Source organism: Runella sp. R5_40 (genome assembly GCF_057652295.1).
The window spans coordinates 75,537-91,067 of sequence record NZ_JBYFCH010000018.1; the positions used below are offsets into that span (position 1 = coordinate 75,537).

The following is a 15,531-nucleotide window of genomic DNA, read 5'->3' on the forward strand; positions in this document are numbered from 1 at the left end:
ACTGACCAACGAGGAGTTTGTCCATGTGAAACTAAATCACATAAAGTTTGTATTTCAAACCGCGAATAGGGGTGTTTATCACTTTTTTTAGCAGGAGATGCCACTACACCCTACTTTTGAATCACCCAACAGCCATACAGCCATTTTTTTTAAACTTACAAGCCATGAAAACGACAAGCGCCCCGTCAACTCAATGACGGGGCGCTTTGTGTACATTTAAAGGCTACTATAACTGCATCGCTTAGTCGTTGACTTTTTCCACAACTAAATTATGGTTGGTATAAATACAGATGTCGGCAGCGATGTGTAAACTTTCACGTACCATTTCTTCGGCCGAGAGGTGCTGTGCATGTTTTTTGAGTGCCAATGCCGCTGATTGCGCAAACATAGACCCAGACCCAATCGCAGCGACCTGATTATCGGGTTCTAAAACGTCTCCAGTACCTGAAATGACGAGTAACTCGCCCTTCCCTGCCACAATCATCATGGCTTCCAAGCGACGTAAATAACGATCAGTACGCCAGTCTTTAGCCAATTCAATAGCAGCGCGTTTTAAGTTTCCGCCGTACGCGTTGAGCTTTTCTTCAAAACGCTCCATCAACGTAAAAGCATCGGCCGTAGAACCTGCAAAACCCGCAATGACTTTACCGCCTGCTAAGCTTCTTACTTTACGAACATTGCTTTTGGCCACGGTATTGCCCATGGTTGCTTGTCCGTCGGCTCCTACAACGACCTCGCCGTTATGAATAATTCCCACTACCGTAGTGGCATGAATTGGTTGCATATTTTTAAAAATAGTGTCAAAATGCTAAACCAACATTCCGAGTGGGTTTTCCAACAACTTCTTGAATGTTTGTAAGAAAGCAGAACCCGTAGCACCGTCCACCACACGGTGGTCGCACGAGAGCGTTACTTTCATGATGTTGGTAGGATAAATGCTACCATCTTCTTTGAAAGCGGCTACTTTCTTGATACCTCCTACGGCCATGATACACGAATCTGGCGGGTTGATGATGGCCGTAAATTCGTCGATACCAAACATTCCTAAATTAGAAATCGAGAATGTATTGCCTTCCCAGTCTTTAGGTTGTAATTTTTTATCTTTTGCTTTTCCTGCCATGTCTTTCACTTCGCTTGCAATGACAGAAAGTGTCTTCTTATCAGCATCGCGAACCACAGGCACCAACAAACCTTCGTCAACCGCTACGGCTACCCCTACGTTTACGTAGTTGTATTTACGGATTTTATCACCCAACCATGCCGAGTTGATGGCAGGGTGTTGTTTAAGAGCCAACGCTGCTGCCTTGATAACCATGTCGTTGAACGACACTTTCACTGGGCTAACTTCGTTGATTTTACCGCGCAATTCCATCGCTTTATCCATGGTAATTTCCATCGTAAGGTAGAAATGCGGAGCAGTAAATAGACTTTCGCTCAAACGACGAGCAATCGTCTTACGCATTTGCGATATAGGCGTATCTTCAAAATCTCCAACCGCAGGGGCTGCTACTGGTGCAGCTGGTTGTGCCTTTGGAGCGGCTGGCTGGCTACTAACAGCTGGCTGCTGGCTGCTGACCGCCGAAGCACCATCAATGTCTTTTTTGACAATACGACCGCCTTCGCCTGAACCTACGACTTGGCTTAAATCAACACCTTTATCTTTGGCAAGTGCTTTTGCCAACGGAGAAGCCTTAATACGTCCATCTCCGCTTGTAGCAGCTGCTGGCGCTGCGGCCGCTGCTGGAGCAGAGGCTGCTACCTCTGGGGCTGCTGGCGCAGGTGCACTAGCTGCTTGTGGGCTTAGGAGAGATTGATAATCAGCGCCTGCCTCACCAACGATAGCAATAATGCCATCGACAGGTACGGCTTCACCTTCTTTCACTCCTAAATAAAGAAGCGTTCCGTCTTCATAGTTTTCGAGTTCCATCGTTGCTTTGTCAGTTTCGACTTCGGCAATAATGTCGCCCGACTTCACTACGTCTCCTACTTTTTTCAACCATGCAACGAGCACCCCTTCGGTCATTGTATCCGACATTTTAGGCATTCGTACCACCGTTGCGTTTACTGGAGCGGCTGGCGCCGCAGGAGCAGGTGCTGGCGCAGCTACTTCCTGTGGAGCAGGCGCGGCTGGTGCTTCAGCGGGGGCAGGAGCAGCTCCTCCACCCAACAATGCTTGATAGTCTTCGCCTGGAGCTCCGATAATGGCAAGAATACCATCCACGGGTACAGCCGACCCTTTTTCTACGCCAATGTAAAGAAGTGTACCTTCTTGGTACGACTCCATGTCCATGGTCGCTTTGTCAGTTTCTACTTCGGCGATAATATCACCTGATTTGATTACATCTCCTACTTTTTTGTGCCAAGCTGCAATGACCCCTTCGGTCATTGTATCAGACATTTTGGGCATTCGGATTACTTCTGCCATAGTGAGTGGGTATGAATAGGGAATCTTTGTTTCGTTAAATTTCAAGGGTCAAAATTAGTAGAATCACGCAAAAGTCGTCATCTTCTTTGGGAATTAGTTTGACTTTGCGGATTCAAAGGTTATTCCGCTGTATATTTCTTCCATTGGAATTTCGGCTTGGATGGATGAAAACACAACGGTTTGGTCGAGTTGTTCATAGACTCTGTATTCCCACGTTTTATCATCTACTTTGTAAAAGACTTCTACCAAAGGAAACCGTTGTTCAATCAACACATACTCCTGAAAACTAGCAATCTGGCGATAGGTTTTAAACTTTTCACCTCGGTCATAGGATTCTGAACTTTCGGAAAGCACTTCTACAATCAATACGGGATTTTTAGCGGCTTCGGGGTTTTCGTCGTAAAACTCCACAGGTCCACAAATCACTGATGCATCGGCATAGCGGTACTTTTCTTCGCTAATGGCGATTTTGAGGTCGCTGTTGTATTCATTACACGGCTTCCGCTTTAAAGCCTGACGTAGTTCACCTGTTACGTTAGTACTTATTCGACTATGCTCGGTTGTTCCTCCTGCCATTGCAAACACTTCTCCCCCATCGTACTGGTACTTGATACCTGTTTGGCGTTCCAGTTCGAGGTATTCTGCAACTGTGTAGTAGTGGTGGCTATGTTCTGGCAATCCCATAAATAAGTGTGTTTAAAATCATTAATTAATCTTCAACACCGCCATAAATGCTTCTTGAGGAATCTCTACGCTGCCTACTTGACGCATTCGTTTCTTTCCTTTTTTCTGCTTTTCCAACAATTTACGTTTACGCGAAATATCCCCTCCGTAACATTTTGCCAATACGTCTTTTCGCATCGCTTTTACCGTTTCGCGGGCAATGATTTTCTGACCAATTGCCGCTTGGATAGCGATTTCAAACATTTGACGCGGTATCAGTTCCCGTAGTTTTTCGCACAGTTTTTTACCCCATTCGTAAGCCTTCGTACGGTGAACAATGGCCGAAAGTGCATCTACTCCGTCGCCGTTGAGCATCACGTCTAGCTTAATCATATCTGATTCGCGGTAGTCAAGCAACTCATAGTCAAGGGAGGCATAACCGCGAGAAATGGTTTTCAATTTGTCAAAGAAATCAAAAACTACCTCGGCCAGCGGCATCTCAAAAATCAATTCAACGCGCTCGGCAGTCAGGTAATTTTGATTTTTTAGCAGCCCTCGTTTATCCATACACAACTTCAAAATAGGGCCAATGTATTCCGATTTCGTGATGATTTGAGCCTTAATAAAAGGTTCTTCTATCCACGAAATATACGTCGGTTCGGGCATTTCAGAAGGGGCACTTACTTCCAATTCCGCTCCTTTGGTCGTCACTACCTTAAATTTCACAGAAGGAACGGTGGTAATAACGGTCATGTCAAACTCACGCTCCAAACGCTCTTGAACAATCTCCATGTGGAGCATTCCCAAGAACCCACAGCGGAAACCAAAGCCTAGGGCGGCCGATGTTTCGGGCTCCCATACCAAAGCTGCGTCGTTGAGCTGGAGTTTTTCCATCGCTTCGCGCATTTCTTCAAACTCGCTGGTTTCGACGGGGTATAATCCCGCAAATACCATTGGTTTTACTTCCTCAAAACCTTTGATAGCTTCTTTGGATGGCTTTTCGGTATGGGTAATGGTATCCCCTACTTTTACTTCTTTGGCTACTTTAATTCCCGAAATCAAATAACCTACGTCGCCACATTCAATGACGTCTTTGGGTTCTTTTTCGAGGCGCAGGGTGCCAATCTCGTCGGCGTTGTACTCTTTACCCGTAGCCACAAATTTTACTTTGTCGCCTTTCCGAATGCTTCCGTTCTGAACACGGAAAATTACTTCAATCCCGCGGTATGAGTTAAAAACCGAGTCAAAAATCAACGCTTGAAGCTCCGTATTGGGATTTCCTGATGGAGCAGGAATGCGCTCAACAATGGCATTGAGAATATCTTCAATCCCGATACCTGCTTTACCCGATGCAGGAATGATATCGTTGCGGTCGCAGGCGAGCAGGTCTTCCATCTCGTCTTTTACCTCTTCAGGCATTGCCCCTGGGAGGTCGATTTTATTCAATACAGGAATGATGACCAACCCTTGGTTCATGGCCAAGTAAAGGTTAGAGATCGTCTGCGCTTCTACGCCTTGCGAAGCGTCCACCAAAAGCAGCGCACCTTCACAGGCCGCAATCGAGCGCGATACTTCGTAGCTAAAGTCAACGTGGCCTGGTGTATCAATGAGGTTTAAGGTATATTTTTCCCCTTTATACATGTAGTCCATCTGGATGGCGTGGCTCTTGATAGTGATACCCCGTTCCCGCTCCAAGTCCATATCATCTAACAGCTGGGCCTGCATCTGACGGTCAGTAACCGTCTTGGTAAACTCCAACAAGCGATCGGCTAAAGTACTTTTGCCGTGGTCAATGTGGGCAATAATGCAAAAATTACGAATATTCTTCATTCAAAAAGTCGTTATACTAGCTCACCAATAGACAATTGGTTTGCAAAATTACGTTAGATTCGCCGAATAACAGCGGGTTAGAGGGGATTGTTTAACGATAGTCTTCTTTCACAGGGCTTTCAGCTTATTTTCTGGTCATAAAATCACTAGATAACCACATAGCTCACATAGATTTATCACATAGCAAACAAAGCTGTTCTCTCTATTTTCTATGTGTTTATTCTACTGTGCCCTATGTGTTAACACTACAAATTGAACCAATAGGTCAATTTTGCCTGAATAGAACGGTTTCTTGATTGGCCATTGGCTGTATTATAATTGTCGATATACACCAAAAAGAAATCCGATACGGGCGCAAAACGCCATTGAAAACGAGTGTTGACGTTCATGTTCTCAAACTGACTGTTGTATTGTAAAAAGGTCGTCAAAAACACTTTTTTTGAAAACGTCCAGTCTAACCGCGGCCCCAACAAAAACACATTGTTGTCGCCAATCGGGAGGTTGATGCGGTTGTACGTAAAATTCATTGCCAACGCGATGTAAGGTTGGTAACGGTAGTTAATAGAACCCGCTAAACTCACAATTGTTCCGTCATAATACTGCCCAACGAGCGGCTGCGCAAACAACCACCATTTTTTGCGCTGGTCAGAGAAGTAATTCAACGACGCATTGTAGTACGTATAACTTCCTCCCTGCTTCAGTGATGGCAATTTACCGTTGCTTCGTAAAGCATCAAAATCCGAGAATAGGTAGGTATAGTTTTGGTTCAACGATAAGAGCATTCGTGCTGAACTCTGAAACGACATTGACAAAAATGGCCCCGCTGTACGGTCGGTAACACCCACATTAGGCATCGAATATTGCTCCAACGCTACTCCTACGCTGTATCGATTGACCAAGCGCGTTCGGGGATAAAACGAAAATCCGAGCGTTGGATTGATACGCAAAAAGTCCTTGCGTGGCACAAAACCCACTTCGGCGTCGTAGCCTTTTCCTACCCAATCATGTGCCCAACGAAACGTGTATTTCAGGACGCTGTACATCAACGAAAAACCGTTTGCCAACGCATCTTTTTGTTTGTTTTCGCTGAATGACTGGTGATAATACGCTTTGCCTTGCCAACGGCTGTCTCGCGAAGTAAAATTATACTCCAACCCTCCCACACGGTTGAAACTTGACAAATTCCGACCCATTTCGGGATGCAACGTTTGTTTATTGACAAAAATAGCGGCAATGTTAGAGCGGCTAAACACCTTCCGCTGCACCGACGCCACGGCAAAATTAGCGCCCGAAATCCCTTTAAACTCGTCGTCGGCTGTTTGAGCATTCAGCAAACCTATGCGCCAGTTATCATCCAACTTACCACTCAATCGCGCTCCATATACAATGCGATTCGGTACGCCCAATCCTGTGGTCGAATCTTTGGCAATACCAATTTGACGGGAGAAAAAGGGACTTAAAATTTGGTTTCCTGCACCGCCCAAATTGCCTTGAGGAGGCAAAAAGGGATTGATAACGTAGCTGCCAAATCCCGAAAATAAGTCGGAATTTTCGAGAAAAAACTGACGCTGCTCGGGAAGGTTTATGTCAAAACGAGTAAGGTTAATGATCTGGCGGTCGGCTTCGACATTGGAAAAGTCAGGATTAACAGTCAAGTCCAAATTTAGTCCCGACGTCACGGCGATTTTAGCATCCCCGCCTACGTTGAAACGCGTGCCGTTGTTGGGGTTATTGCGATTGACAAAATCTTGTGAATTGCCCGTCGCAATGTACGGAATCAACGAAATGTTCGCTCCTGTTTTGCGCAGTGGTTTTTCAAAAACAATGGGAATGGAATACCCCAAATTCATAATCAATTGATTTTGGGGTATTTGAACTACCGTACTTTGTTCATTGATTTGGGTATCAAAACGGTAGCTTTTAAACAACCACTGGGTAGTTCCTTCTTTAAAACGCAGGGTTGTAAACGGAATGGCTACTTCAGTGGTCCAATAGTTGTCGTAAATTTTTGACTCGGCCGTCCATTTATTGTCCCAAAACTCACTGAAGAATGTATTGTCGGTAGCCCCATTATACAGCAATGCCTCCCGCATGACGCCCAAAGGATTGGTACCAAACAGAAAGGCATTGGTGCGATCGTTGAACGTATCGAAGATAAAACTCACGTTGTCGTTGCTGCCTGCCCGATAATCCCGACGATACGACAAAACCACGTAGTTTTTATGTTGTGCGTGGCATTTGGCACTGACGTAGATGTTTTTGTCATCAAAGGTCAATTTCACTTCGGTTTTGTAAACAGCCTTGAGCGTATCGGCGGGAAAATACTGCCAAAACGTACCAATCGTAGGAATAGCCGCCCAGGTCTGTTCGTCAAGCACACCGTCAATTTTTATTTTTTCCGTCGTAAACTTGACTTGATAAGGCGGCGCCGTTTGGGCAAAAGCAAAAAGGGGCAAACACAACAACAGTAAAAGTCTCATCGATACGCAAAACAGTTTAGGTTAACAAGCCACAAAATTACTCATACTGAGCCAATAAACGGCGATTTTTGCCAATATGTACGGTCACTGAGTTGAGTTATTAGAAAACACGCCAAATCGGTTGCGCTAATTCTTTCACCCAGCATGTCTTCTGTACTTATTAACACCTTTTTTCGACTATCCGTCAGCTCGATAAGTGGAAGCCGAACCAATGTCCACTGCGCTTCGCTGCTGCTCAAAAGTTCATATTCTCGTTGTTTATCGGCGGTAGAAATCGGAAAATTGGTTTTCATCCATTCAGTTGAGAACTGCGTTTTAGCGCTTTTTTTGTCAAAAGGCGTATCTACGTTCAATCCTGTCGTCACAATATACCGTTCGATGCTACACTCGTTCATCGCTCTAAGTATGTTTTGCGTAGATTGACTAAAGATTGTAGGTTCACTGTTAGGGATACCCAAACCCAACGTACTTATCACCGCGTCGCAGCCTTGAATCAGCCGACGCACGACTTCATAATCTCGGACATTGCCCTCCAAAATTTCAACAGCAGGATGGTCATAAAACAAAGGTAAGTCTCGCGAAGAAGCATCACGAATCAATAACTTCAAACGAAAGCCTTGTCGAAGCAATTCTTTCACTAAATAAGCACCTGATTTACCTGTGCCGCCTATCACGGCAATAATTGGGGAAGAATTCATAAAAAGTCTTTGTAAAAATTGAAAAATAAGAGAAGCATCAGTCGTTATTTCACCGACTGAGAAGGATGGTAATACTCAGAAGCCACCCAAGTTTCGCGTATTTTTACAAAGAGATTTGAATGAGACAAAAGTAACTTTTTTACAAATACTTCCAAAATGCCCACGGTTTTCGAGTAGCTAGGTAGCTCAAATTTTGGTCATTGGCATACGCCTCGCGTTCAAAACAAATGTTTCGATAGGCTCGATAGCGGTGCCGATATACTATAAGGCGCACCAGATATTCCAAAAGATACCAAACATAAAACAGAAGCAGCCCCGTCTCCGCCTGTTGCCGCAGGTGAATCCGCTCGTGGTTAATAAGCCACGCAGGAGGATTTTGTTTCTTAAAAAAGACCCACGGAAAAAATGTCAGTCCACCTACCCAAAGGAAGGGGACATGCACCGAAATCATGGGTAAACGCAGTCGTTTTAGCATGAAATTGTCAAAAATTTGATTTCTTTTAATGAAAAATCTAATTTTAGCACTCTTTGGCGAAAAGTTAGGAGTTTCTGGCACAAATCACAAAATCGTCGTTTCTCCCTTTGACCAAACCATTAACCTTTACAAGCCCCATGCGATTTACTGCCAACCTCCTCAATGTGTTTGATCACATTATTTCTTATGCCGAAATCGACGTTGAAGACACCCGCATCGTCAACATTTCTATTCTTGGAGGAGAACGAGTAGGTGCTCCCTATGTACTACCTGGTTTTATTGATGCCCACGTCCATATCGAAAGTTCGATGCTAACACCCGCTCAGTTTGCACGGCTGTCGGTTGTTCATGGGACTGTCGGAACCGTCTCAGATCCGCACGAAATTGGGAATGTATTAGGCGTAAAAGGCGTCGAATACATGATTGAAGATAGCCGAAGAGTGCCCTTTAAGTTTTGCTTTGGTGCGCCGTCGTGCGTACCTGCGACCACTTTCGAAACCGCAGGCGCCACTATCTCCGTCAAAGAAGTTCGGCAATTGTTGGCATTAAAGGAAATTGGGTATTTGGCCGAAATGATGAATTTTCCTGGGGTGCTTAACGAAGACCCTGAAGTAATGATGAAAATTCAGTGGGCCAATGCCTTCAATAAACCCATCGACGGTCACGCACCTGGGCTTCGGGGTGAGGCCGCTAAAAAGTACATTGAAACGGGCATCACCACCGACCACGAGTGTTTTACGTACGAAGAAGCATTTGAAAAAATCCAGCTTGGACTCGAATACGTCTTGATTCGGGAAGGAAGTGCCGCCAAGAATTTTGAAGCGCTTATTCCACTGATGGCGCAGTATGCTTCCCGACTGATGTTTTGCTCGGACGACAAGCACCCTGATAATTTGGTCGATGGCCACATCAATCAACTGGTGAAACGCGCTTTGGCCAAGGGCTACAAGCTTTTCGATGTTTTGCGGGCTGCTTGTGTCAATCCTGTTTTGCATTATCGTCTGCCCGTGGGGTTGCTTCGAGAAGGCGATTCGGCGGACTTTATCATCGTGGACAACCTCCAAGATTTTACCGTTCTCGAAACTTACATCAATGGCGAAAAGGTAGCCGACCGTGGCACGTCTCTCTTGCCTGATTTGCGCAGTCCAATCGTCAATCAATTTGATTGTAAGCCTTGCCAAGCATCCGACTTAGCCATTCCAGCTCCGAGTACTTTTCTTTCTTTGAAAGTCATTGAAGCCCTAGACGGTCAATTAATCACCAACCTGCTTGAGGTACCCGCCCGCGTCGAAGCGGGTTATATTGTTTCGGATACCGAGCGCGATATTCTCAAAATCGCGGTCATAAATCGTTATCAGCCTGCCCCTGTTGCCATCGGTTTTATCAAAAATTTTGGACTTACGCAAGGCGCATTGGCCTCGTCGGTGGCGCACGATTCACACAACATTATTGCGGTGGGCTGCGACGACGAAAGCCTTGCCAAAGCCATTAATTTGGTGATTGAAGCCCAAGGCGGCGTCAGTGCCGTGGACGGCGAAGGAAGTGGTCATATTTTATCGCTGCCAATCGCAGGTTTAATGTCGGATAAAGACGGCTATGAGGTCGCAAATCAATATACCGCCCTCGATTCTTTTGTTAAGCAAACATTAAATTCTACGCTTGCGTCCCCTTTTATGACATTATCGTTTATGGGGTTACTTGTAATTCCTTCTCTGAAAATGAGTGATTTAGGACTATTTGACGGGAGTACATTTCAATTCGCCAAATTATATTCTGAAAATTAAATGTAAAAAAAACACTTTTTATTTTGCAACTTAATATAAAGAAAATTACATTTGGGCTGTGATTGTTTCAAAACCCCAAACCCCTCCACCCAAATGCCCCGGTTTCATCTAACTACTCAGGAAGAGGTAACTCTTTGGAATCAGTTTCGTCAAGACGACGAGGCAGCGTTTGCAAAACTTTATCAATGTTACGTTCAGCTTTTGTACAACTATTGTACGCAATTTAGTGTCGATAAAGCTTTGATTAAAGATTGTATTCACGATTTGTTTGTAGAACTTTGGCAACACCGTCACACGCTTGGTGACACCACATCGGTTCGTTATTATTTGATGGCTTCGATTAAACGTAAATTGGTTCGCCATCTCAACGCTCAACAAAAAAATACGAGCAGCGAAGAAATTCCTTTGGAGTACCACCACCTTTACACTGCTTCGGCGGAGTCGTACGTAATCGCTCAAGAAGAGTATTTACAAACCAACCGTAACCTCAACGAAGCCATGGAGCGCCTTCCACGCCGTCAGCGCGAGGCCATTTTCTTGAAGTTCTATGTCAATATGACCAACGAAGAAATTTCAAACTTCATGAAAATTAATATCCAGTCGGTGTATAACTTGGTTTTTGGTGCTTTGACAAGCATGAAGAAGCAATTATCGGCTGAGCACGTAATTGTTTAAAAACATAGTACTATTCCGACACCTTAATCTTACGCCCGCAACTGAGTTGCGGGCTTTTTTTTATCTGTTAAAATTCAAAGGTATCCCACACAAATCGACAAGCCTTTACGGTGCTTCCTCCGGGCATTACCTCAGTGAGAGTCGCCTGATTAGTTCCTCCTACTTTCTCGTAAAAACCTCGTGCAGGAAGATTGTCTTCCAACACTTTGAGATACAGCTTCGGCTGATGATAGACTTCGAGGCTCCACTCATAGACTTTCCGCATCAACTTCCTTCCAACTCCTCGTCCTTTTAACTCAGGCGCCGCGTGTAGGTTATCAATAAATGTACCGAAAGGGTCGGTTGAGCTACCATAAGCACACACAAACCCCATAGCTCTCTCTTGGTCATCCACACATAAAATAATGCGTTGGTTTTCGGCGGGTTGTTCAATTCGTTCGGTCCAGACCTTAATGCGGTCGGCCGTTACATGATTGTCGAGGTAGTCGTCCGACAACATACCTCGGTAGGTTGTTTTCCAACTCGCCGCGTGAAGGTGAGCGATTGTCTCAATATCGTTGGTAGTAGCAATACGAAAATGCGCCATAAAATGTAGAATGTTATAGTTCCAAAGATACGCTCAAGAAAGTATTTTGGGAATAGTAAAAAAGGAAAACTGCGCGAAAAGGCCCAAAGGTTTGTATTTTTGCCCCACTAATAACAGCAATCATGCCAGCACCCCTACCCGAACGTATGCGCCCGCGCACCCTTGAGGATTTCATCGGTCAACCTCGACTTTTAGGCCGCAACGGCGCACTTAAACGAGCCCTAGAAAACAACCTTATTCCGTCCATGATTTTGTGGGGGCCTCCAGGGGTCGGTAAAACAACTTTGGCGCTCCTTATTGCCGAAACCACCAAACGGGTTTTTCATTCGCTTAGTGCGATTAGTTCGGGCGTAAAAGAGCTGCGCGAAGTGTTGGCAAGGCCGTCGGGATTGTTTCCTCCTATTGTGTTTATTGACGAAATTCACCGCTACAACAAGAGTCAGCAAGACGCTTTACTAGGGGCGGTAGAAAAAGGCCAAATTACGCTCATTGGTGCTACCACCGAAAACCCGTCGTTTGAAATCAACTCTGCGTTGTTATCGCGTTGTCAGGTCTATATTTTAGAAGGGCTAGGTCAAGATGAGCTCATCAAAATGCTGCACCAAGCTGCCGAAAAAGACGAAATTTTAAAAACAAAAACCATTCAATTTGATTCCTACGACGCCTTGCTTCGCTTGTCGGGGGGAGACGGCCGTAAGTTGCTTAATTTGTTGGAGTTGGTGGTCAATGCGCATTTTCACGAAAACCCCATCGTAATTAATGACGATACCGTAACGGAGGTGGCGCAGCAAAATTTAGCCCGATACGACAAGTCAGGCGAACAGCACTACGACATCATTTCGGCATTTATTAAGTCGATGCGCGGAAGCGACCCCAACGCAGCGCTGTACTGGATGGCCCGCATGATTCACGCGGGTGAAGATCCTGTGTTTATTGCCCGACGGATGTTGATTTTGGCCTCGGAAGACATCGGCAATGCCAACCCCACAGCCATGATTATGGCCAATGCCTGCGTAGATGCCGTAAAAGCGATTGGTTTCCCCGAATCACGCATTATTTTGTCTCAAGTGGTGGTGTATTTGGCGACTTCTCCCAAAAGTAATGCCAGTTATGTGGCCATTAACGAAGCCTTAGAATTGGCCGAAAAAACGGCGCATTTGCCCGTTCCGTTGCACCTGCGAAATGCACCCACCAAGTTGATGAAAGAAATTGGCTACGGCAAAAACTACAAATACGCGCACAATTACGAGGGTAATTTTACGCCTTTGGATTTCTTACCCGACGAATTGAAGGGTACAAAATTGTACGAACCTGGTCAAAATGCCCGCGAAAACGAAATCCGAAAAAGCCTGCAAAAATGGTGGGGAGATTGGTACGGCTATTAAGCCTTAAATTTGGCAATGGCTGCGCGCGTTTGTTCCGACAACACGAGGCGCCCGCTCATGGCTGCGCGTTCGTAGAGCAATGTGCTCCAGTGCTCAGTTCCTTCCCAAAATACTTTTTTAAGCTGTCGAAGCGCTTCGGGGTTATAACTTGCCAGCTGACGGGCGAAGGTAGCCAGGGCAGCGTCCAACGCTTCTATGGATTCATACACTTCGGCATATAATCCTTTTTCTTTGGCCCAATCTGCGGAGTAAAAGGTAGGAGCATTGAGGGTCATTTGTGAAAAAGCGGCTACACCGATTTTTCGTTCGATGGCAGGCCCTACGACAAATGGGCCAATGCCAATCAACAATTCGCTCAAACGTACGGCGGCGTATTGGGTTGCCAAACAATAGTCGGTGGCAGCGGCAAGCCCTACACCTCCACCTACGGCCTTACCCTGCACGCGCCCAAGTACGATGGCTGAGCTTTGCCGACAAGCATTAATGACCTTGGCAAAACCCGAAAAGAAAGCCAATCCTTGTTCTTCGGTTTCGATGGAGGCCAATTCTTCAAAACTTGCTCCCGCACAAAAGGTACGTTCTCCTCCGCTTTTTAGCACAATTACTTTGGTATGCTCGTTTTCTCCCACTTCCGAAATGGTAGCGGCCAAACGTTGCAGAAGTGCACTGGGCATTGAGTTTTGGGCAGGATGAAAAAACGTAATGGTGGCAATTCCTTCGGCGGAATGCTCGGCGGTAACGTAGGCTTCCATGTTATTAGATTAACGTTTGCGCTTTAAAAGTTTCTCGTAGGGTGGAAACCAACATCTGATGGCTTCTTTGGGTTTTCGATGGAAGATAGGCGCATAGAGCCCAAAATACAAATCGGCTCCCTGTGGTTTTCCAATGCCAAAAATCCCCGTAAAATGGTCTGTACCAACGATAAGCGGCCCCACCCGCGCGGCTAAGCCAACCGCAACAGCGCGGTAGTTATCATATAAACTCACGGGCGCAGAAACTTCAAGCCAACGCGTTTCGTACCTTGGAGTTACGGCCAAGACCGACTGAGGTCTAATGTTCATGTAGTTTTTTCCCCTCAACCCTTGTACCCAAATAGCGTTCACGTACCAAGGGCCACTGTGATGGTAATCAAAACTGACATTGGCCGCCAGTGGAAGCCCTACCTTAAAAGCACGAGGCGCATCGTCTGGATTGACCGACAAAGAACGATTGACTGCCGCCACCGCCAAGGGGGTTGTATTGGCCATGTTAAATTCCGAATAAGAAAACTCGTCCCTTACCTTTTGGACGTCTATTTCCCTTGTATAATTCAGGTTTTTGTAATTAAGCCGCCCAATATCCGTAATCGCTGCCGAAACCCTAAACTTATATTTGTTCTTGTTTGGGTCGGGTTCTTTTCCTCGTTTGGGGACTTTTCGTGTATATTCATTAAACTCAGGGCGATATTCATACACTACCCCCAAATCTGCGCCCCAGCTGCCACCCGCCGAAGCCTTTCCAAAGAGGAATTTAGGACTAAGGCCAATGTTATCAAAAGCTGCTCCCGTGGTGTAGCCATAAGTTGCGTCAAGGTTTTGAACGACAATAAACTCTCTTTCACGATTTAAGCTCTCTACCACAATTCGATGGTCGGTATTTCGTAGATCGGCATGAACGTTATAGACTCCTACCAACCGTTTTACGGTTGCACCCACTTTCAAAAAATGTTCATCATAATCAGCCACTACCGCCCCCAGCGTCATCCCCATTTCGAGAAACCCATTGGTATTTAATTGCGCCTGTTGGTTACGAAAATCTTTGCTTTGAAGGTCTTTGTTATCTGTCCCAAATCGAATCACCCGCGCGGTTTCTTCCGTGACATCTGTTAGACTCATGGCATATCTCCCACGGCTAGTGAGGCCAATCGCAAACCGATTATTGTTAAAAGAATAAAGCAGTGAAGGCCCGCGCAAATCACCTCCCGCGTGCATGTGTTTACGCTCGCCGTTGAGGCGTTCTTGGTAATATTCTTCTTTCCAAACAATCGCTCCTCGTTCACTTCGGTACTTTTTAGGAACGGTATTGGTCATGATTCCGAAAATGGAATACGGAGCTACCCAACGGATGTAATTGTTGGCAAGGAAAATATCATTCCCTACTAAATTGATGTATAACTTATGTCGTGAATCGGCGGCGTGCGCTGGATTGAGAAAAAGGGCGTTGGTTCCTGCATAATTGCTCGACGAAACTCCAAGCCAATGTTGTGCTCGACCTTGAACACAAGCAAGCAATCCAACAACAATCATCCAAAAGCGATTCGACATTTTAACAGTAGTAAAGTAGGTGTTGTAAAAGTAAGGGCTCTAAAGTAACAATGTACTTATTTAAAGTAAAAACTTAACGGCAAAATACTATACAAAGTACGGCATAATCCAATAATTTCCGAAACTTGTCCATTAATACTAACCAAAAGAACAAATTACCACAGAAAATTTGGTAAAATCTCTACTTTATCCATATCTTGTTCGGCAAAACAAATAACTCACCAACG

13 protein-coding genes are annotated in these 15,531 nt (G+C 45.3%); 3 read left to right on the forward strand and 10 right to left on the reverse strand.

Annotated elements, in window-relative coordinates:
- Window positions 1-241: 241 nt before the first annotated feature.
- The 7 genes from hslV to AC23N5_RS23565 form a co-directional block, all read right to left on the reverse strand.
- The gene (hslV, locus tag AC23N5_RS23535; RefSeq protein ID WP_028521883.1) at window positions 242-784 is read right to left on the reverse strand and encodes an ATP-dependent protease subunit HslV; all 543 of its coding nucleotides are present in this window, start codon (window positions 782-784) and stop codon (window positions 242-244) included.
- Window positions 785-808: 24 nt separating this feature from the next.
- Entirely contained in the window at window positions 809-2,425 is a 1,617-nt protein-coding gene (locus AC23N5_RS23540) for a pyruvate dehydrogenase complex dihydrolipoamide acetyltransferase (protein WP_487757498.1), read from the reverse strand.
- A gap of 93 nt (window positions 2,426-2,518) precedes the next feature.
- Complete coding sequence (locus tag AC23N5_RS23545) at window positions 2,519-3,109, reverse strand: Uma2 family endonuclease (RefSeq protein ID WP_183971147.1); 591 nt, start codon at window positions 3,107-3,109, stop codon at window positions 2,519-2,521.
- Between the two features lie 21 nt (window positions 3,110-3,130).
- The gene (lepA, locus tag AC23N5_RS23550) at window positions 3,131-4,918 is read right to left on the reverse strand and encodes a translation elongation factor 4 (protein WP_183971146.1); all 1,788 of its coding nucleotides are present in this window, start codon (window positions 4,916-4,918) and stop codon (window positions 3,131-3,133) included.
- Between the two features lie 245 nt (window positions 4,919-5,163).
- Window positions 5,164-7,398, reverse strand: a complete 2,235-nt coding sequence (locus tag AC23N5_RS23555; RefSeq protein ID WP_487757499.1) for a DUF5916 domain-containing protein — start codon at window positions 7,396-7,398, stop codon at window positions 5,164-5,166.
- A 41-nt stretch (window positions 7,399-7,439) separates the two neighbouring features.
- Entirely contained in the window at window positions 7,440-8,096 is a 657-nt protein-coding gene (locus AC23N5_RS23560) for an NAD(P)-dependent oxidoreductase (protein WP_487757500.1), read from the reverse strand.
- Between the two features lie 139 nt (window positions 8,097-8,235).
- A complete protein-coding gene (locus AC23N5_RS23565; protein ID WP_487757501.1) occupies window positions 8,236-8,571 on the reverse strand; it encodes a hypothetical protein in 336 nt (111 codons plus the stop codon).
- Between the two features lie 137 nt (window positions 8,572-8,708).
- On the opposite strand from AC23N5_RS23565, the gene ade reads away from it, so the two are divergent.
- Both ade and AC23N5_RS23575 read left to right on the forward strand, forming a co-directional pair.
- The gene (gene ade / locus AC23N5_RS23570) at window positions 8,709-10,355 is read left to right on the forward strand and encodes an adenine deaminase (protein WP_487757502.1); all 1,647 of its coding nucleotides are present in this window, start codon (window positions 8,709-8,711) and stop codon (window positions 10,353-10,355) included.
- A 93-nt stretch (window positions 10,356-10,448) separates the two neighbouring features.
- Window positions 10,449-11,030 (forward strand): RNA polymerase sigma factor, encoded by a 582-nt coding sequence (locus tag AC23N5_RS23575; RefSeq protein ID WP_028521893.1) that lies wholly within the window; start codon window positions 10,449-10,451, stop codon window positions 11,028-11,030.
- 67 nt (window positions 11,031-11,097) lie between these two features.
- Here AC23N5_RS23575 and AC23N5_RS23580 read toward each other — a convergent pair whose 3' ends face one another.
- On the reverse strand, window positions 11,098-11,616 hold the full coding sequence (locus AC23N5_RS23580) for a GNAT family N-acetyltransferase (RefSeq protein WP_183971142.1): 519 nt from the start codon (window positions 11,614-11,616) through the stop codon (window positions 11,098-11,100).
- Between the two features lie 122 nt (window positions 11,617-11,738).
- Between AC23N5_RS23580 and AC23N5_RS23585 the strand changes: the two genes are divergently transcribed.
- Window positions 11,739-13,001, forward strand: coding sequence for a replication-associated recombination protein A (locus tag AC23N5_RS23585; RefSeq protein ID WP_122928978.1), 1,263 nt, complete (start codon window positions 11,739-11,741; stop codon window positions 12,999-13,001).
- Here the strand turns inward: AC23N5_RS23585 and AC23N5_RS23590 are convergent.
- Window positions 12,998-13,753 carry an enoyl-CoA hydratase/isomerase family protein gene (locus AC23N5_RS23590; RefSeq protein ID WP_487757503.1) on the reverse strand — a complete coding sequence of 252 codons (756 nt, stop codon included), beginning with the start codon at window positions 13,751-13,753 and terminating at the stop codon, window positions 12,998-13,000. The two genes, AC23N5_RS23585 and AC23N5_RS23590, sit on opposite strands and share 4 nt — an antisense overlap.
- Window positions 13,754-13,762: 9 nt before the next feature.
- Window positions 13,763-15,304 (reverse strand): DUF5723 family protein, encoded by a 1,542-nt coding sequence (locus AC23N5_RS23595; RefSeq protein WP_487757504.1) that lies wholly within the window; start codon window positions 15,302-15,304, stop codon window positions 13,763-13,765.
- Window positions 15,305-15,531 lie beyond the last annotated feature (227 nt).